Here is a 20,180-nt window from a genome sequence, read left to right on the forward strand (position 1 = left end):
CCATCCGCACTTATCATTACGCCTCAGTAACAATAAATTAAAATTTTCTCATAATAGAAAAAGAACCTGCATCCCCGGCATACCTTCGCCCGCGTGCAGGTTCTTTCAATAGGATGGATGAACTTAGGATACCTCTATCAGCTTGCCGACCTCTTTGACGAGACTGTTGAACTCCAGCTCCTCGAACAGCGTTGCGATCTGCGCACGATCCGGCCGCCAATGCGAATCCTCCACGGAGCAGGCGACGGGGGCCTCGCAATAGATCGTTGCCAATTCGCGGCATAGGTGCAGCATCTCGACGTCTGCTTCGATCTTCGCTTTGACGCCTTTCGGCAGCAGATGCAGATTCTCCAAAATGCCGTCGATGGAGCCGTACTCGATGAGCAGCTTCGTTGCCGTTTTCTCGCCGATCCCTTTGACGCCGGGGTAATTGTCCGAAGTGTCCCCGATCAGTCCCTTGAGGTCGATAAATTGCTGCGGAGTAAGCTGTTTCTCTTCCAGCAGCTTCTCCTTGTCGTACACCGCGTAGTTGGACGGCCCCTTCTTCATGATGACGACTTTAACCCGCTCGTCGACGAGCTGCAGCATATCGTGATCGCCGGTCAGCACGTAGACGTCCATATGCCGGCCGAATTGCTTCGACAGCGTCCCGATGCAGTCGTCCGCCTCGTAGCCGGAAATGCCGACGTTCGGGATGCTTAGCCCGCTCACGACTTCCTTCACGAGATCGAACTGCGGGATCAGGTCCGCCGGAGCTTCCGGGCGATTTCCCTTGTAGGCGTCGAACTTCTCGGTGCGAAACGTCTTGCTGCCCATATCCCAGCAGCAGACGATATGCGACGGGCCGAATGTACGGCAAGCGTCGAGCAAGTACCGGACAAAGCCGAACACCGCGTTCGTCGGCAGCCCCGCCTTCGTCTTGCGAATGTATCCTCCGTAAGCGTTGGCATAATAGCCTCGGAACAGCAGCGCCATTCCGTCGACGAGCATCACTTTCGGGTTGATTTCGTTCAAACTGATCTCTCCGCTCCTGAAAACCGTTTTCCTTTCCCTAGGGCGTGTATGCATACTCCGAGGAGTTTGCATACACACCCTAGTATAGTATCATGTACGCTAGAGTCCGCCAACCGGGTCGTTCCGAACGGAGAGAAGGAATTTCTCCCATTTTTCCGCCGCCGTCTTGTCGTTCATCAGCTTGAACCTGAGCTCGGGATCGTCCGTCTTCACTCCGGCCACCTCGGCTCGCAGCACGTATTGCTTCAGCAGCTTGTATACGGTCGGAGACATCGCCTCCACCTTGCGCTCGGTCTCCTCCGGAGCGAAGCGGACTTGCCGCCGGGCGGCAAGCTCCGCGAGCCGGTCCAACGATTCGGCGCCGAGCCGATCGATCGGATAATCCGCTCTCTCCTCTCTCAGCCAGGAAGCGAGAATCGCCTCCGTCCCGTTCAGCTCCGATATGACGGCTTCCGGATTCTCCGCGCCGCCGTCCGTATGCTCCCATAGCGGCAGCAGCTCCTTGCCGAACAAATACCGGGCCGCGAACTTGTCGGTCTCGTCGCCCAGCGCGTAATGAACGATCGCGCTCAGTTGCAGTTCCTCGCCCGTCGGATGCTCCAGAATCGCCTGAAGCATGCGGTTCCTCTCCCCGTACAGCTCGAAGCTGCGTTCCTCGATCGCCCGAACGACCAGAGGCGCCTTCGTATAATGAAGAAATTCAAGAAGTCCGTATGAATCGGCGATCCTGTCTTCCTCCATCGGCGCGAAGCCCAGCAGAGAAGCGTCCTTAAGCGTCATATAGACGTATTTGCGGTACAGCGAGGAGAAGCTCTCTCCGACGTTTGTGCCCAGTCTGAGCTTCAGGCTCTCAGGCAGCGCGCTCATCGACGCCGTCTCGTAATACGTCGCCAGTCCCTCGTACAGCCATTGGCTAGGCGGCGCCTGATACAGCTTGCTGGTAACCTTCCAGTCGAAGAATGCATGAAAGAAACGGTGCCCCATCAGCTCCCAGTCGCGCTTGCTGTGCGTATCGAAAGTCGTCCCGATCATCTGAGCGCCTGCGCCGGCAAAAACGTAGTCGCCGCCTTGCGAACTTGGCTGCAGCATCACGATTGACATACGCGGCAGATCGAAGCCGAACAGCAAAGCATAGAAGTCGTATAGTCGGCTCAGTCCGCCCATCGTTTCCTCGTCAGGCTTCCCGTTCGGCGGCAGTCCCGGGCTGGTCGGGTAGTAGACGTCGAGGAAGCCTTCTCCTTTGGCAATGGAGAGCTTGTCAAGCCGGCCGAAGGCGATGGCGGATTTGCGAAGCATCAGCAAGTCGTGAAAGGTAGGGCCGTCCAGTCTCGTCGCGCTGCCGTCCTCGGCCGGGAACGGAACGACGGCCGTCCAATCCTGCGGCACCTCGTACGCTATCGTTACCTGCCCGAGGCTGCGCTCGACTTCCCGATCGTCGGCCGCATAAGCCTGAAGAGGCAGCAGGATCGCCTGCTCCCCGGCGAATGCCAGCAGGCGATCGTCCAGCACTCCGGCGCGCCCGTGCTTGCCGCTGTCGCCCAGTCGGACGCTGTATTCGATGTGAATGTCCGGGCGGCCCTCGCTGGCGATGTCGATCAGGCCGTTCCCGGCCGTATGCGCGAGGCGGTTTCCTTGCGGATCGGCGGCGACGAGATCGAAGACGTCGACGCCGAGGGCGACGAGACGGACGGACTGTTCTCCGGCAATGCCCGCAGCCTCCAGGGAGACGCGAACCGTCTGATCGGCCGCGGACAGCGGTTCGATGCGGTAAGCGTACGCGGCACCGGCGCCGCCGGACCGCGGCAGCGCGAATCCGAAGACGGCGGCCGCTCCCGCGGCGGCCAATGCCAGCAGGGCGATCAGCGCGATCGGCGCGCGTATGCTAAGCCTCGCGGGGGAGGCCCCGCCTTTCAATGGAATCATCCGCACAGCCTCCAAGCTAGGGAACGAGAGTCATAGCAAGCACGTGTACCCGCGGGTTCGTCGGCAGCGTGACGCTCACGACGGCTTTGCCCGAGGACGGCGTCAGAGCGAACTCGTAAATATGGCAGCCGGTCGAGGACATCGGCTGATCGGCGCCGTTGTTATGCCGATGGTCGAAACTCTCGACGACCGCGGCCGACCCCGGCGCCGCGCACCAATCTCTCACTTCCGGAATCGTATGCGAGCTGGACGAGGCGTCCGCATAATGGATCGTAATCGGCACGTTCGTCTGATTGCCGAACGTCGCGGAGCCGAGCAGCTTGAGCGCCGAGTAGACGTTCGGCGCCCCGACCTGGATCGTCTGGCCGTCGGCGTATACGGAGTTGTTCCTCGCGTCCTCCAGAGGACCGTAGCTGTACGCCGTTCCGGAATATACCGGCGAGGAGCCGGATAACTCATCGGCCGGGTAAGTCGACTTGTCCGCGTCTTCATCGTAATCGCCGTCTCCCCGATTCGCATCGAAGCTGAACGCGTCTTCATTGAAGTAAGGAGCCAAATCGACCTGAACCTGCCTCTTCAACGTAATCGCCTGAACGTGCACTCTCGGATTGTTCGGCAGCTCGATGCTTTGCACGGTTTTGCCGGGAGCCGTCGTCAGCGTGTACTCGTACAGATGGCAGCCGGTGGACATGATCTGCTCCGTGTTGCCGCTATGCCGGTTCGGCGCGCTGACGACCGCGGCGGCCGTTCCCGCAGCCGAGCACCAGTCCTTAATCGTCAGCTCGTTCTGGCTCGTGCTCGAATCCGAGTAGTGGACTTTGAACACCTGATTCGTCTGATCCCCGAAAGTAGCGGAGCCGAGCAGCTTAATCGCCGAGTAGACGCTTTGCTCCCCGCTTGGCAGCGCCAGAGTCTGGCCGAGCGCTTTCACGGAATTAAGCTGGCCGTCGTCCAAGGGACCTAAACTGTAAGTCGTGCCGTTATAGCGGAGAGCGGCGCCAAGTCCGTCCGCCGGGAACGTCGTCGGGGTCGGGTCTTCATCGTAATCGCCGTCTTCCCGATTCGAATCGAAGCTGAACGCATCCTCGTTGAAATTCGAATCCGCGCCCAAGTTCATCTGAACGTCCTCTAGCTCCGGCGGTTCCGTCGCGGGACCGTCCGGCTTGACGGCTATCGCCGCAATATGGATATTGGCGACGGCGGGCAGCGTAATGCCGGTTACCGTCTTGCCCGCGTCCGGTGTCAGCGAATACTGGTATAAGTAACAGCCGGTTAAAATCTCTTGGTCTATGCCGCCTTGATGTCTGAACTTTCGCTCCATGACGACGGTTTCTCCGGACGGATTCGAGCACCAGTCTCTGAACGTAACGGCATGGGCGCTGGTCGACGAATCGCTGTAGTGGATCGTAACCGAAGCCGACTTATTGCCGTACGAAGCCGCCCCTAACAACTGAATGGAAGTCAATGGACCAGGCACGCCCAAGCCGATGTAGGTTGGCGAACCGCTATTCGTATTTACCAGATTGTTGAGATTGCCGTTCAGCGGTCCCAGCTTGTAGGACGTATCCCCATAGGTGACGACAGCTTCCCAAGGGTCCAGACCGTCTGCCAGGAAAGCCGCGCCCGAGCCGTCGAAGTTGCCGTCGCTTCTCGCATGGTCGTAGCTGAAGCCGTCCGCGTTGTAAGGCAGATTCAGGGATTCTCCCGCGAGCGCTTGTGCCGGCGAAGAAACGGGACCCGAGTTGTCGGCGTCTTCGGCCGCGACCTTATAGTAATAGGTCGCATGTCCGGCCACCTTGTCCTCGAAAGTCGTCGCTGGCGTCTCGCCGATCTTGTTCATGAAGCTCGGCGCGAAGCCGACCGACGTATCGCGGTAAATGCTGTAGCGCTGGATGCCGACGTTATCGGATGCGGCGTTCCAAGAGAGCGTCACCTTGCCGCTATAGGCATGTTCGGCCGTTGCCGTCAGTCCGGTTACTTGAGTCGGCGCCTGCGTGTCCGGCGCGATGCCCGCGCCGCCTCCGCTGGCCAGCGACAAAGCCATCACTTTAATGACTCCGTTGTTCGGCAGTGTAAGCGAATCCGGTACGCGAGCCGAATCAAGCGGGATTCTGTACATGAACATAAAATTATCCTTGGCGACGTTGTCGTGCCCGCTGCCGCTGTTCTGTTGATGATTGTGCGTAAATACGTGAGCAATCGTGTCGGTCGCGACATCGCGGTTGAATGCGCCGATGCGCTGCGTCCAATCGGTCACGTACAGGTCCTTGCTCGCAGGCGAGCCCGTCTTGTAATTTACCGTGAAGGTTCCGTACGGCACTCCGCCTCCCGCTGCGGCAGCCAGCACATACAAATAATTGTAGCCTGTGCATGTGCCGCACACGTTGAAGTTGACATTCTGACCGAGCGCTTGAATCATGTTGTTCTGCCCCGGCGTGGAAGGCCCCATATCGAAGCTGATGCTCTCGCTCGTAATCGTGGAAGGCATCAGATCGGCCGAATACGATCCTCCCGCTCCGTCGACGTTCCCGTCGTTGCGGTTCGAATCGTGGCTCATCCCGTCCAGATTGTATTGACCGCCCAATGCAATCCGCGTGACGACCGGGTTCGTATTCGAATAATGCTGGCTGGACAGGCTGACGCGGAACGTCTTGACTTCGTATTTGTGCAAATTGGTAGACAGTACGTTGCCGCTGATAGAGACGTCCTGTTCCAACGACGGCCTGTCGTCTTCCAGCAAATCCGTCTCGGCGTAAGAGGAGATCGCATGGCTTCCGTTGAACGCAACGTTCACGCCGGCCGTATCGACCCCTTGCGTCTCCGACAGACGAACGATGAAATCATTCGAATCTTCCTTCTTCTTGATGGCCGTTATGAGCACATTCGGCTTGTCGACCGATGCGAAGGAGAACGATTTGCCGAGCGAGCCGCTGTGAGCCGTCGTCGGCAGCGCCAGCAGGGGAGCATTGAGCGAGTGCGCCTGCTGCGGCGTATTGGCGGATCTCCAATCGCCGGAATGGCTGTACACGGAATACGTGAACGTATGCCGCCCTTCGTCCTGAACCGAATCCAGGTCTCTGGCCGATCTGAGCAAGGACAAGCGGATCGTATTCTCGTCCGGCTTGTCCCAGCCGTATTTGCTGTCGTTCAGAATGCTGACGCCGAAATTGTTCGTTGCGGACGATACGTCGGCCCACTTGTGGCCCGGTACTTCGTATTTGCGAGGCGCGATGAACGGATCCATCGGATAATGATCGTCCAAATCCCAGTAAGCGCCTTCCCCAATGCTGTTAATCCCCCTGGCGACAGCTCCGTAGGACAAATCATACGTCGTCAGCGGTGACTTCGCGTAATCGCTGAGCTTAAACGCGACCTTCAGCAGCTTCGCTCCTTCATGCCAGTCGACCGTCGTCGGCAGATCAATCCGGTCAAGTCCGGAATACAGAACAATGTCCTGGGTGTAGGTCGATTTTCCGTCATACTTCGTTACCCGGTAAACGTTGCGGACAGGTCCGGTCTCGATCAGCTCGATGCTCTTGGGCGTACTGTTGATCACAGTCGGAGCGCTGCTCACGACGCTGTAATCGATATCCCAGGGCTGGTCGGAATCCTGGAATCGCTGAAGCTCTACTTCGCTGTTCGGATACAGCACTTCCTTGCCGTTGACCTTGTCGTAAATTCTGTTAATATTCCCGTTGGCCGGATTAATCTCGATCGTATACTTGTTGCTGTTCATCGCGTATCCGCCCGAAGACAGGCCGGTGCTGTAGCTGCCCGCCGTGGAAGACGGAACGACGCGGTAGACGAGATGGCCGAGCGACGGAACGTTCTGGGCGATAAATACGACTTTGAAGGAATTCCCTTGCTTGACGGCCTGCGATGGAATTTCCGCGCCGCTCTCGTTGTAAACTTTGACGTAGTCCGACGACGAATTGAACGTAACGGTCGTCTCGACGACATCGCTGCGAGAGAACGACAAGGCGTTGTAGATGACGACCGGCACGCCGTCCCCCGTCGTATCCGCACGACCGGCAATGCCCTCGAGAGCATTGTCCACGCTGCTCCTCATCAAATTAAGCGCGATTTCGTAATTGTTCCACGCTTCCTCCGTAGGCTCGCGAGTCGTCGTGCCCGGCAAGATGTCGTGAAAATCGTTGACGAGCTTTTTCTTCCAGGCCATGTCCAGCTTAAGCGAAGGATAATCGGCCGCGCCAAGCCACATGGCAACGCTGTTCAGCTTCTCCGCCTCTTCAAGGGCGATTTCGGCTTGCCGATTATATTTCTTTACGGCGGCTTGGCTGGTGAACGTACCGTGCGTCGATTTCAGCAGCAGCTCCTGCTCCCTTAGCGGGGACAGATCCTTCTGCGTTTGCGTGAATGCGTCATTGTATTCGCTTACAGATCTGTAACTGACAACAGGCGCAGTGGAATCGGCGTTGATGTCGGCAATCGCGTCGATCTGATTCTGATTGGCCCCGCCTCCGGCATCGCCCGCTCCGAGCAAATACATGCCTTTATTTAGCCCCAGGCTGTTCGGATAGTCCAGCACCGTGTCGAATCGGTAGCGCAGCCCGTTGCGCGCATCCACTCCCCCTTGCCAGAAATCGCCGCCGTTCGGATACATCCACTTGGGCCTGTACGTCATAAGCTCGGTGCCGTCCACGCCTTTCCAGCGGAACAGATCGTCGTTCACGGCGGAAATTCGCGTGACCATGAGCGATTCGACCCCGGAATCCTTCAAAATTTGCGGAACGATCCAGGAAATGCCGAACGTGTCCGGCAGAAAGGCGTGATCGACGTATTTGCCGAACTGCTCTTTGAAATATTTCTGGCCGAGCAGGTACGAACGCGCGATGCTCTCGCCGGAAGCGATCATCGTTTCGTGTTGAACCCATGCGGCGCCGGCCAGCTCCCACTTCCCCTGGGCTTCCTTAATCTTGATATCGTTGAACAGCTCGGGATAATATTCCTGAATCCAGGCATGATGCTGAGCAGAAGATGCATTGAACTTATAATCGGGATTGCTGTTGATCAAGTTTCTATGCTTGTTCCACGTGTTGTACAGATACGTCTCGGGATTCCCGTCCCCTACGATCGTAGTCGGAATCGTCCACTTCCATGCCGTATCGATGTGCGCGTTGGGCACGACGTACACCTCGTGCGTTTTGCCGTACGCCAGCGCCTCGCCGGCGCCGCCGCTCCAGATCATCAAAGCTGCCGCGAACGAAGCAACGGCTTTTGAAGCTTTTCCGAACATCGTTTCAACTCCTCTATACAGCGGAAATATTTATCTCATATGCCGTTCAACAGGGTTGATGAAGCAGGGCGACGCAGACGGCATCCATTTTCCCTTCAAGTCCGTTCCGGCGAAAATTCAATGCACACCGTGGCGATGCCGTAAGGCGCGACTTCGAAAGAAACGCTCTCTCCGGCGATATCCACCGGCAAGCCGCCCTCCAGAGGACGTTCGTGAACGTCGGCCATCCAGGCGCGCGCCGCCTCCCTCGGCAGCTTGAAGGCCGCCCTGGTCCGGCTTCCTTCGGTCTCATAGACGCGCAGCACGAAGCGGTCTCCTTCTTCCGACATCTTCGCCGCGGATAACGCCACGCTTCCTTCCAGCAGTTCGAGGAAGCCGCGCGTCGCCGGAAGAGAGCCTGACCGGACCGTCCCGGACACGACGCTGAACGGATGATTGCAGGCGTAAGCCCGCTCGAGCAGCGCCCGGTTGGAGCCGGCATCGGCAAGGGCTACCGAGAACCCGAAGCGAATCAGGCCGAACTCGGGATAGGGGTCCGGATCGAAGGAGCCGCGAATCAACGTCAGGGACAAGGAATCGTTTACCCCCCGGAAGCCGTATTTGGAACGGGTAACGAGCATCACCGATTTGGCGCCCGCCTCGCCGCAGACGCCGAGCGCCCAACTGTTGCCCGGCACGTCCATATCCCTGCCGCCGCGCTCGATCGTGCCGGACGGCACATCGTACCGGTAGGAGGAGCAGGCGTAATTCAGAGGCATATGGAACCCGAGCTGCGGAACGCGGCGTTCGGCTTGCGAACCGATCTCGCGCCAATCGCACTCCACTTCGTAACGCAGCTCGTCGCTGCCCCAATCGAGCGAAATGACGGCCTTGAGCTTCGAAGAGCCGAACTCCGCCTCGTAGACGATCGATTGCCGCAGCTCCCCGGGGATGAGCGCCGCATTTCTCACCTTAAACCGCTCGTACATCTTATCGAACTGCAGTTCCGGTCCGAATCGTTGACGGCTCAGTCGAACGCCGCGATCCAGCGGGCGAACGGCGGCATAACGGCCGACGTCCCAAGCGCTGCCTCCGCCGATTTCCTCTTCGATGAAGCGGAAAATGCCCGCGGGCCTGGTCTTGTCCGCATAGTCCCGCCCCGAGCTCTTGTCGACCAGCGAGACGATGCTGCCGTCGACGTTGTCGAAGACGACCTTCAAACGGTCGTTCTCCAGAACGAAGGCATGCTCGTGCTCCGACGTGCGCGGAAGGTTGGAGACGACGGCTTCCGTCTCGAAGTCGTCGCTCTCGGAGACGACGACGGTCGCATACCCGCCCGCCGGCACGGCCGCGCGGACGAGAATGCGCGCGTAATGGTGCGCCCAGTACCGGTTCAGCCCATAGTCGAGCACCATATGAACGAGCCGGTTGCCGTCCGCATCCGTCGCCGCGATTCTCTTCACGTCGCCGAGCCAATCCCATATCGTCAATTCGACGACCTCTTCCCGGTCGTGCAGCGAAGGGTTGAACAGATGATAGATCCGATCGCGGCCGCGCCCCGCCTCCGCTTGCGTAATGCCGAACGAACCGGCTCCGTATCCGGCGCCCGCCCCTTCGGACACCGAATCCAGCAGCTCGTCCCGCACGGCGGCCAGTCCCGACGTGTCGATCGAAGCCGCCAGCTTCGTCAGCGCGCTTTTTTTCGCCGCATTGATCGTTGCCATCGCTTCCTGGAATTTGCCCATCGCATGCTCTCTCGTCTCGACGACGCCGGAGCCGGGCAAGATATCGTGAAACTGGGCGAACAGCACATCGCGCCAAGTCAGCTCGAACGCTCTTCCGGCGTACGGCGCCCCGGTTTGCAGCCGCGCGACCGCCCCGAACAGCTCCGCTTCGTTCAGACCGGCCTCGGACGTCCGGTTGGCCGTCTTGATCCGCGTCTGCGACGTATAGCATCCCGGCGCCACGAAATTAAGCTCGCCCTCGACTACGGGCAGCTCCGCGTCCGACTGCTCGATTGCGCGGAAAAACTCCGCATACGTGCCGAAGCGCAGCTCCGGGTAGATCGGCCACGTCTGCATGTCGAGGATGAGCTCCAGATCGCGCCTCGTCGGACCGCCTCCGTGATCGCCGACCCCGTACACCTTCAGCATCGTGTCGATGCCGTATTCCTCGCACAGCTCGGGAATGAACGCGGCGAAGCAGGGCTCGATGTTGTCGTTGTACCACATCGGCTCGCGGTAGGCGATGACCGACCGGCCCGAAGGAGCTTGCCAGCGAAACAGCGACTTGCCGTTATGCCCGCGGCAGAAATAGTAGTACTTCACTCCGGCCGCCGCCAGCAGCTCGGGAACATGGACGCTGTGGCCGAACGTATCGGGCTCGTAGTCCAGGTTCAACCCGTCGGGGTCGATGCCGAGCAGCTCCGACAAATACTTGCGGCTGTACAGCACTTGCCGGGTCAGGCTTTCGCCGCTCGGCATATTTTTATCCGCTTCCACCCACGTAGCCGCGGTAACTTCCCATCGTCCCTCGCGAACCCTTGCCCGAATTTCCTCGAGCATCGGAGCGTCGTACTGCTCCACGATTCGGTAGACGGCCGCCTGCGACTGCGAAAATGTAAAGCCGGGATATTCGTTCATCAGGTTCAGCATCGTGCGAAACGTATCCAGCGTCACCGCTACCGTCTCGTCCCAGCCCCACTGCCAGTTCATGTCAATATGACCGTGCGCGACGCAGACCGCCTTGTAGCGCTTTGCGTCCTTCGCAAGCGGAGCCAGTCTCCGCTCGGCATCCAGCACCGCTTTTTTCGTAATCGCGCCTTCCTCTTCCAGCTCCGCCAGCAGAGCGCTCAACACTTCTCCGATCAGCTCGTCGTAGCGGCCGCCGAGAACCCCGGACAGCTTCGCCGCGTAGTCGAGCTGGCCGGCGGCGCGCGCGGTCCAGTAATTTCTTTTGCCGTCGCCCGGAGGCTGCCACATCCCGTACTCCTTAGGCAGCAGCTTCTTCAGCTCGGCAAGCATAGCCGGAATTCCGTTCATCGTTTATCCCGTCCCATCTCTCGTGTTTTGCCCATAGCCCTTGGCCCTTTCCCTTTACCCTTTACCCTTTGATTCCTGTAAACGTAATGCCTTCCATAAATCTCTTCTGAGCGAAGAAGAACAGCACGATAATCGGCAGCGAGATCAGCACGGAAGCCGCCATCAGAGCAGGCCAGTCGGTGGCGTGCGAAGTTTTGAACTGCTGAAGGCCGATCTGCAGCGTGTACATGCCCGATTCCTGCAAATAGAGCAGCGGCCCCATAAAATCGTTCCAGGAGTTGATGACCTGGAAGATGATGATCGTGAGCAGCGCCGGCTTCGTCAGCGGCAGGAAAATTCGGAGATAAATTTTCATCTCGTTGCAGCCGTCCACGCGGGCGGCATCTTCGAGCTCCTTGGGCAATCCTTTGAAAAATTGGCGAAGCAGGAAAATAAAGAACGGAGCGCCGAAAAACGCCGGCAGAATTAACGGCCAATACGTTCCGATCATCTGCAGCTTGGCGAAGATCATATAGACGGGAACCATCGTCACGGCATATGGAATCATCATAACGGCGAGCGTAATGTAGAAGACGAGTTCTCTTCCTTTCCACTGCAGCCGCGCCAGCGCATAAGCCGCCAGCGGACAGCTGAAGAGCACGCCGATCACGTTCATGATCGTAATGAAGCTCGTATTGAAGAAATACCGAAAGAACGGAATGACGTTAAACACGTCGAGATAATTTTCATAATGCAAGTTTTCGGGAAACCACTTGATCGGGTAGACGAACGTCTCCGGCTGGGTCTTGAAGGAAGTGGAAACCAGAATAAAGAAAGGGACCATGAAAAATATGCTGAAAAGAACCAGAACGGCATGAGCACCGATTTTGGAAGTCCAATTGACTTGCCGTACGCTGTTCATATGTCCACCCCCTAATCGCCCATGTAATGAACCCATCGTTTCGAACTCCAATTCAGAACAACCGTCAGCACCATGACGGCGACGAACATGAGCCACGCCATTGCGTTGGCATGCCCCATTTCGAAGAACGCGAACGCTTTCTTGTACAGCAGCATGTTGTAGAACAGCAGGGAGTTGGCCGGCGAGCCGGTGCCTCCGGTCACGATGAACGGGAGAATAAACTGCTGAAGCGCTCCGATCAGCGCCATGATGACATGGTACAAAATGACGGGAGACATGAGCGGCAGCGTAATGTGCCAGAACTTGCGAACGTGGCCTCCGCCGTCGATCGTCGCCGCTTCGTAGTAATCGCCCGGAATATCCTGCAGCCCCGCGAGAAAGACGATAATGCCCGAGCCGACGCACCATTGCGCGATCAGAACCAGCGAGGGCATCGACCAGATTTCGCTGCTGAACCAGCCGGGCTGAGGCAGGCCGACCTCGTAGAGCAAGTAGTTCACGACTCCGAATTGGGCGTTGAGCAGCCACTGCCAGATGACGCCGCAGGCGACGATCGGGACCAGCGTCGGAATGAAATAGATGACCCGGTAGATGCCCTGCAGCCTTGTCTTCACGTTCAGCATGATCGCCAGGAACACGCCCAGGATCAAACCGGTCGGCACCGCCAGCAGCGCATAGTAGAACGTGTTGCGGACCGAGATCCAGAACAGCTCGTCTTTGACCAGTTCGACGTAATTGGCGAAGCCGACGAACCCGGTCACGTCGAAGCCGTTAAATTTGGTGAAGCTGTAATAGAAGGATGAAAGCAGCGGGTACAAATAAAAGATCGCGATCCCCAGCAGCCAGGGCATGGCGAACAGCCATCCGTAATACCCTTTCCGCGTCGTTTCCATTGCGACAACTCCTTGAAGGGAATGGGGCGGTGAGCTTCGTCACCGCCCTTTGACTCGGCAATGCCTATCGGCTTATTTCGCCAGCTCCGCGTTCGTCTTCTCCGTTACCTCGTCCAGCAGAGCCTTCGCATCCCCTTTCCCGAGATGCGCTTTCTCCTGGGCGGCATTCAGTTGGTCGAAGAAGAACTGGCCTTTCGTGATGATCGGACGGGCGTAAGCGTTCGGGAACAGATCGACGAACACCTGGTATCTCGGCTCGCTCTTCACCCAGCTCAGCTCGCTGTTCATATCTTTCTGACAGACGAACCAGCCCGTTTTTTCCGCATAGTTTTTCGCGCCGTCTTCCATGCTCATGAACTTCGCGAACGTGAACGCGGCATCTTTGTTTTTCGCGCCCTTCGGCACGACGAACGACCAGCCGCCGGCCCAAGTGTTGAAGTCCGTTCCCGTCGGAGTCGGCAGCGGAGTCACCCCGTATTCGAGATCCGGCACCGTGTTGAACTGGCTGATCTCCCACGAACCGCCAACCATCATCGCCACTTTGCCAGCCGCGAACGGATTGATGTCTCCGCCTACCGCGGACGCAAAATCGTTCACCGCCTGAACCTGGTATTTCTGGGCGTAGCCGGCTTGCCATTCAAGCGCTTTCACGATTTGCGGATCGTTTGCGGTAATTTTCCCCGTCTCCGGGTCCTGGTACTTTCCTCCGAACGCCCAGCCCCACGTCAGCACGCCGCCTTGTCCCATCCAGGGGATAAAGCCCAGCACGTCGTAACGGTTGCCCTTTTTGGTCGTAAGTTTCTCGGCAGCCGCGTCGAGTTCGGCGATCGTCTTCGGCGGATTTTCCGGATCGAGTCCCGCTTCCCGGAACAGCTTCTTATTATAGAAGAGAGCGCGATCGTCCGTCGTGAACGGCATGGCGTACAGCTTGTCGCCCATCGACGCTTCCTTCCAGGAGAAATCGTAGAATTGGTCCGCCGTAACGCCCGCCGCCTGGGCATTGGCCGTCAGCTCCTCGAACAGTCCCTGGCTGGCCCACTGCTGCACCATGAAGCGGTCGAACGCGACGACGTCGGGCGGATTGCCGCCATTGATCGCGACCGTCAGCTTATCGGTAATCCCGTTGCCGGAGCCGCCGCCGCCGATGAACTCGGCCTTCACTTGAATGTCGGGATGCGTGTCGTTGAACATTTTGACGCTCTCTTCCATCGCCGCTTTCTCGACTTCGCTGCCGAACGGGTGCCAGAAAGTCAATTTCGTCACTTTGCCCGCTGCGCTTTCTTTGCCGCTTCCGCTGTTGCTTGACCCGCCGGCCGAGCCGGCATTGTTGCCGGAGCCGCAGCCCGTTAACGCGAATACGATGAAGAAAGTTACGGCGAGTACGAGCGATAAGCCTTTTACTTTGCTGGTTGTCATTGTTCTTTTCCCCCTAAGAAAATGATTAAGCCCAATTCATCCTTCGGAAAGCGAATCATGATGCCCTGTCCTTTGCCGCGCCGGCTCTAACGTATGGACATCACCTCCGAAGCGGAATCCGCCGGCCGTTCGATCAGATCGACCCGGCGAACCGGCTGCCCGGGTTCGGACGGAACGTGCATCGTGACGATTTCGCAAGGGCCGAACGATACGTTCCAGATCCGGTTCAACTGCGGAACTTCGATCTCGGCTTCCCCGCTCCGTCCGAACGCTTCGTGACAGCGGAGAATGTAGCCGTCCCCATCCTCCGCCGGCTTCCACGCGACTGCAATCAACTGCTCGGAAGAGATGCGAATGCCTGCCGCCTTTTGCGGAAGAGAGCCGGTATGGTACGTCTCGATAATCGGGATCGGCGGAACGTTGAGCTCCAGGGCGCGGGCCGGCGCATTCGCGTCCCGCCAATCGCCCTCGTGGGGCAGCAGCGCATAGGAGAAGCGCTGAACGCCTTGATCCATGAATTCGCAGTCGTCGTCCCGTTCTCCGTAATGATCGGCGTAGATCGGGCTTCGGACGACCGTCAGGCGCAGATCGCCGCCTAGTACGTCGTAGCTGTATTTCGCGTCGTTCGTCAGCGTCAGGCCGCGCACGCCGCTTCGGCCGCCCTTCGCTTGCCCCGTCACATCCAGCCACTGCAGCCCCGGCTCTTCTTCGCCGTTGACGGGCCGTTCAATATAGCCGTAGGGAATTTCATAGGTGGCTTTAGGTTCGTGCACCGCGACGGGAAAAGAAAGCTTCAGCATTTTGTGCCGCTCGCGCCAATCCAGCTTGACCTTGACTTCGATGCCCGGCTTATCCCGGTACAGGATGTAATCCTGGCTCAGGCTCGATTCGCCGTACCGGTTCGTTACCCGCAGCACCGACCGCAGCGGCCCCGACTCCAGCAGCTTGACGTTCGCGTCGGCGAACCGTCCGATTTCCTTGCGGAACTCCGTTACTCCGTGCGCCCACGTATCGCAGTGGAACTCGTCGATGACGACCGGCACGGCGCCGCTGCCTTCCAGCACTTCCGTCTCGGCCCGTTTGTCGTAGAGCCGCTTGATATGTCCGGTATGAGGCTCGATCTCGAGCCGGTACCAATCGTTCTCCAGCGCGTACCGCTCCGCTGTCAGCGATCCGGCAGCCGGCGGCTGCGCGACGGGCTGTTCCTTGTCTTTATAAATCCAGTACACGCGATACCCCATCGCGGGAATCCGCCCCATGATCAGCGTGTCGAACTTGTCGTCCTTCCCGTTCGTGCGGGAGCCTCGAACCGTTTGCCATTCGACCGGATTCCCCGATTCGTCGGTCACGCCGGCCACTTTCTTGTTGATCCGGATCGGCGCATGCGTCTCCCAGGAGAGCGGATTGAACACGACGACCGGCACTCCGGCATCCTTCTGCTCCCATAGCTGCCAATCGCTCTCCTTGTTCAGCGACGAGATCCCTTCCTTCATCGTGTCGACCGACCAGGAAATCTTCTGCAGCGCGGCGTTGAGGACGACGGCCGACGTATGCAGCGCCTCGCCGTAAGCTTCCCGGGAATCCTCGAACGCCTCCCGGATCGAGCACCCGCCCATAATATCGTGGAACTGGTTGAACATGACCGGCTTCCAGGCCCGGCGAATCTCTTCGACCGGGTAGGAGAACCCTGTCAGCAAATGGGAGAGCGTCCCGAATTTCTCGGCCGTCAGCAGCCGGTGCTCCGCCTTGCGGTTAAGCGCTTTCGTCTCCGCGTGAGTCGAATAGCAGCCGCTTGCATGATGCTGCAGATCGTCCCGGTAGATCGGAAGCTGCCGCCCGGAGCGAGCCATCTTTTCGAAGTAGGCGTTCGGCGAGCTGATCTCGTAGCTGCAATCTTTCTCCTCCTCCTGCAGGCGGCGTATCGAGCGAAGGTTGGCGATCGTCGGGCCTCCGCCGTGATTGCCTACGCCGAAGAAGCACATCAGATCGTGTTCGTGGCTCCGGGCAAGCTCGGTGACTTCCAGCCCTTTTCCGTAAATGGCGTCCTCGTGGTTTTTCGGCGACCAGTTGTTGTAGCTGATCGGATTTCGGTAGGCCATCACGTGGCTGCCGTCGAGGCTCTCCCACCAGAACAGGTTGCGCTCCATTGCTTTCTCGTGCTCTTCGGGGCGCATATAGACGTAATAGTCCATGCCGCTCTTCTTCAAAATTTGCGGAAGCATGTTGTGATGGCCGAACGAATCGACGTTGTAGCCGACTTTGGCGGTTACGCCGAACTTCTCCATGAAATAGCGCTGGCTGTACAAGCCGTGGCGGGCGAACGACTCCCCGGAAGGCAGGTTGCAGTCCGGTTGAATCCACCAGCCGCCCACGATGACCCAGCGTCCCTCCGCCACTCTCGCGCGAATTTCCTCGAACATGTCCGGCGCGTTATGCTCGATCCATTCGTAATACGCCGCTCCCGCGCAAGTGAAAATAAAATCCGGAAATTCGTTCATCCGGTCCAGCGCCGAGCGGAAAGTCGCTTTAATCTCCGCATACCCTTCCTGCCATTGCCATAGCCACACCGGATCGAGATGCGCGTTGCCGATCATATGAAGCTTCATCAGCCTCTCACTCCTCACCTACGCAATGTAATTCCGCTTGAATTCCGTGCAGCGTCTTCGCGACCGACAGCGCTGCGTAATCCCCGACATGTTCTCCCAGCCCGGCCGGCACGATCTCGCAGACGGACAAGGAATTCGGCAGCGCTTCCTGCCGAAGCTCCTCGAGCATGTAAGGCTCCAGCAGCTCCCTCTGACGTCCGTAGATGCTTCCGATGATCACTTTCTCCGGATTGAGAATGTCGATCAGAATCGCCAGGCCGCGCCCTAGGTTGCGCCCGACTTCCTCGAAGATTCGGAGGGCGAACGGATCGCCGAGCCTTGCCGCTTCCGCGATGTCCCGGGTCGATAACTGCTCCAGTGAATCGCCCGGCTGCATAAAATCGGGAAGCTCGATTCCGGCATCCATCCGTTCCCTCAACTCCGCTTGGGCCAGACGGGCGATGCCCCCTCCGCTGCAGTACCCCTCGAAGGAGCCGGCCTTGTTGTACCCGATCGGGCCGCTCGGGGCCAGCCGAATATGTCCGACCTCGCCGGCGTTATCGTTCGTTCCCGAGTAGAGGCGGCCGTCCATGATCAAGCCGGCGCCCATCCCCGTGCCGAAAGTGAGGAAGATCATGTTGCGGGTTCCCTTCCCCGCCCCCCATTGCCATTCGGCGAGCGCGCAGGCGTTCGCATCGTTCTGAAGTCCGACCGGAACGCCGAAGCGCCGCCGGAATGGAGTTACGATATCGACGCTTTCCCAATGCGGCAAGTTGGGCGGGGAGAGGATAAGGCCTCTGTGGCTGTCCAGCGGTCCGCCGCAACTGACGCCGATCGCGGACAGCTTCGTCCGGTCTTCCGGGTACATTTCGAACAGGGAATCCAATTCGGCGATCGACAGCTCGATCGTCTCCTCGGCCGTAGGCGCCGTTGAAAAGTACTTTTTGTCGATAATGTCGATCCGCCGGGCAGACGCTCGGCCTATCGTGACCGCGCACTTGGTGCCGCCGATATCGATTCCGGCATATGTGGTCATATCGCGAAGAACGCCTCCTCCAGCATGATGCACAATGAATGATAGATCGGAAGATGTCTCTCCTGAATGTCCGGAGTCAGCTCGTATGGGACGATAATGGCCGCATCGCACAGAGCTTTCATCGCACCGCCGGTGCCGCCGGTTAAACCGATCGTCGCCATCCCCTTCGCCCTCGCGACTTGCAAAGCGCGGATGACGCTCCGCGAATTGCCCGACGTGCTGATGCCCAGCAGAACGTCGCCTTCTTTGCCGTACCCGTATACCTGTTGAGCGAAGGCCATGTCGGCGGCGACATCGTTGCAGTAAGCGGTGAACAGCGCGCTCTGGCTGACGAGGGACATCGCGGGCAGCGCCCCCTGCAAGCCGTCGCCGATCTCTTCGGCTTCGTTCGGGTAGTGCTCGGAAAGCCGTTGCCGGAAAGAGTCGGGAACCGGACGCTTCAGCATGAAGCCCTTCATCAATTCGCCCACGATATGCTCGCTATCCGCCGCGCTGCCGCCGTTGCCCGCGATAAAGACGGTTCCCCCGCTGCGATAACACCGTTCGAGAACGAGGAAAGCCTGCTGGATATCGGGCAAGCACACTTTCAAATCAGGATATTTGGCCTCTAGCTGGGTGAGATGGTAATTCATGATTGGTTTTCCTTTCGGCACCACTTTTTAATTTAAGTTTAATAAGTCTGTTTTCGAGGATTATAATATCACCCTGATCAAATTAATGTCAACGCTTTTTTTACCAATAATCCTCATCTTATTAAAATAAAATAAAAAAGTGGCCTATGGCCACTTTTTCTCCCGTTTTCTTCCGTTATTCTCCAGCTTGTCCTGTCACTGCTCCTGGCGCCGCTTGCCCTTCCTGCGATCTGCTCGCCGCCTCCGGCAGCCCTTCGCTTAAATCTTTGTCGAAGAAATTTTCCAGCACGAGCATCCCCGCCCCGATCGCCCCGCCGAACATGCCGAGCTGAGCCTTTTCGATGCGTGCATTGTCCGCGAAGGAGGACAGAATGCGGTTTAGCGCAACCTCCTTCACCTGATCGAAGTAAGCTGGATAGGCATGCGTCAACGTCCCTCCGATGACAATCATTTGCGGCATCAGCAGGTTAATGGCGTTGCCGATCGCAATGCCGACGTACCGGGCCGATTCCAGCAGAAGCCTGCCCGCCAGCTCGTCTCCCTCGTTCGCCGCATGGAGAATGGTATAGATGTCGATAGAATTCTCGTTATCCAGATAAAGCGTCCGGAAGGAAGCGTCCGCCCCGCGGCGGATTTCCTCCCCGGCGCGGCGCTCGATGGCCAAGCCCGAAGCGATCGCTTCCAGGCAGCCGTAATTGCCGCAATTGCAGCGCGGGCCGTCGATATGAATCGTTCCGTGTCCGATTTCGCCCGCTCCGTAAGGGGACCCGTGGTAGAGCTTATTGTCGATGATAAACCCGCTTCCGATCCCGATGTCCGCGTCCAGATAGAACACGTTGTGATTCAGCCGCCCGGCCCCATGCCAGAATTCGCCGAGCGCGATCAGGTTCGCGTCTTTCTCGATAAACGTTTCCAACCCGAAATGCGCTTCGACGAGCTCCTTCAATCGAACGTGCTCGAGCCCTTTCATATTCGGCGGCGAGAGCACGATGCCCGCGAACGGATCGAGCGGTCCGGGAATCGCCATCCCAATGCCTAAAATTTTGTCCCGTTCCACGTTTGCGTCTATTAAAGCCCGTTCGATGCATTCTATCATTCTGTCGATAATCTCGTTTGACTGGAGCCACTCCTTCCGCGTCTCCGTCTCGAACTGATGGTGCATTTTTCCTTCCAGATTCAAGATGGAGACCCGAATGCGGGAGACGCTCAGATGAAGACCGATCGAATAGAAGCGATCGCTCTTGATCTGGTACAGCAGCGGCTTCCTTCCGCCCGACGACTCGTCGTATCCGACTTCGCAAATGAGATCGTAGGAGACGAGCTCCTCGATAATGTTTTTGACCGCGGTGAAGCTCAGTTTCGTCCTGTCCGATATTTCCGCCTTCGAGACTTGTCCCTTGCCGCGAATATATTGAAGAACCGTCGATTGGTTCATGCTTTTAACCCTGCGGTTGTTCGCGCCTTTCAACCGTTCCATGTTGCCCGCCCTCCTTCCGTCCGCCG

General features: G+C 58.4%; 11 protein-coding genes. All 11 read right to left on the reverse strand.

Annotated elements, in window-relative coordinates; translation table 11 throughout:
- Positions 1-123: 123 nt before the first annotated feature.
- Positions 124-1,014: a 5'-3' exonuclease gene (locus B0G52_RS28760; protein WP_369827153.1), complete on the reverse strand. Its 891-nt coding sequence runs from the start codon at positions 1,012-1,014 to the stop codon at positions 124-126.
- Between the two features lie 99 nt (positions 1,015-1,113).
- A complete protein-coding gene (locus B0G52_RS28765; RefSeq protein WP_094049775.1) occupies positions 1,114-2,937 on the reverse strand; it encodes a gluzincin family metallopeptidase in 1,824 nt (607 codons plus the stop codon).
- 16 nt (positions 2,938-2,953) lie between these two features.
- Positions 2,954-8,194 carry a glycoside hydrolase family 38 N-terminal domain-containing protein gene (locus B0G52_RS28770; RefSeq protein WP_094049777.1) on the reverse strand — a complete coding sequence of 1,747 codons (5,241 nt, stop codon included), beginning with the start codon at positions 8,192-8,194 and terminating at the stop codon, positions 2,954-2,956.
- Between the two features lie 95 nt (positions 8,195-8,289).
- The gene (locus tag B0G52_RS28775; RefSeq protein ID WP_094049779.1) at positions 8,290-11,214 is read right to left on the reverse strand and encodes an alpha-mannosidase; all 2,925 of its coding nucleotides are present in this window, start codon (positions 11,212-11,214) and stop codon (positions 8,290-8,292) included.
- Between the two features lie 61 nt (positions 11,215-11,275).
- A complete protein-coding gene (locus B0G52_RS28780) occupies positions 11,276-12,115 on the reverse strand; it encodes a carbohydrate ABC transporter permease (RefSeq protein ID WP_094049780.1) in 840 nt (279 codons plus the stop codon).
- Between the two features lie 11 nt (positions 12,116-12,126).
- Positions 12,127-13,008, reverse strand: a complete 882-nt coding sequence (locus tag B0G52_RS28785; protein WP_094049782.1) for a carbohydrate ABC transporter permease — start codon at positions 13,006-13,008, stop codon at positions 12,127-12,129.
- A gap of 72 nt (positions 13,009-13,080) precedes the next feature.
- Positions 13,081-14,424 (reverse strand): ABC transporter substrate-binding protein, encoded by a 1,344-nt coding sequence (locus B0G52_RS28790; protein WP_094049784.1) that lies wholly within the window; start codon positions 14,422-14,424, stop codon positions 13,081-13,083.
- Between the two features lie 86 nt (positions 14,425-14,510).
- Positions 14,511-17,030, reverse strand: a complete 2,520-nt coding sequence (locus B0G52_RS28795; protein WP_094049785.1) for an alpha-mannosidase — start codon at positions 17,028-17,030, stop codon at positions 14,511-14,513.
- Positions 17,031-17,037: 7 nt separating this feature from the next.
- Positions 17,038-18,045, reverse strand: a complete 1,008-nt coding sequence (locus B0G52_RS28800; protein ID WP_094049786.1) for an ROK family protein — start codon at positions 18,043-18,045, stop codon at positions 17,038-17,040.
- Positions 18,042-18,677, reverse strand: a complete 636-nt coding sequence (locus B0G52_RS28805) for a D-sedoheptulose-7-phosphate isomerase (RefSeq protein WP_094049788.1) — start codon at positions 18,675-18,677, stop codon at positions 18,042-18,044. The genes B0G52_RS28800 and B0G52_RS28805 overlap by 4 nt, the downstream gene beginning before the upstream one ends.
- A gap of 175 nt (positions 18,678-18,852) precedes the next feature.
- Positions 18,853-20,154: an ROK family protein gene (locus B0G52_RS28810; RefSeq protein WP_094049790.1), complete on the reverse strand. Its 1,302-nt coding sequence runs from the start codon at positions 20,152-20,154 to the stop codon at positions 18,853-18,855.
- Positions 20,155-20,180 lie beyond the last annotated feature (26 nt).

It is taken from the genome of Cohnella sp. SGD-V74 (assembly GCF_003001675.1).
In the GTDB taxonomy this organism is placed as follows: Bacteria; Bacillota; Bacilli; order Paenibacillales; family Paenibacillaceae; genus Cohnella.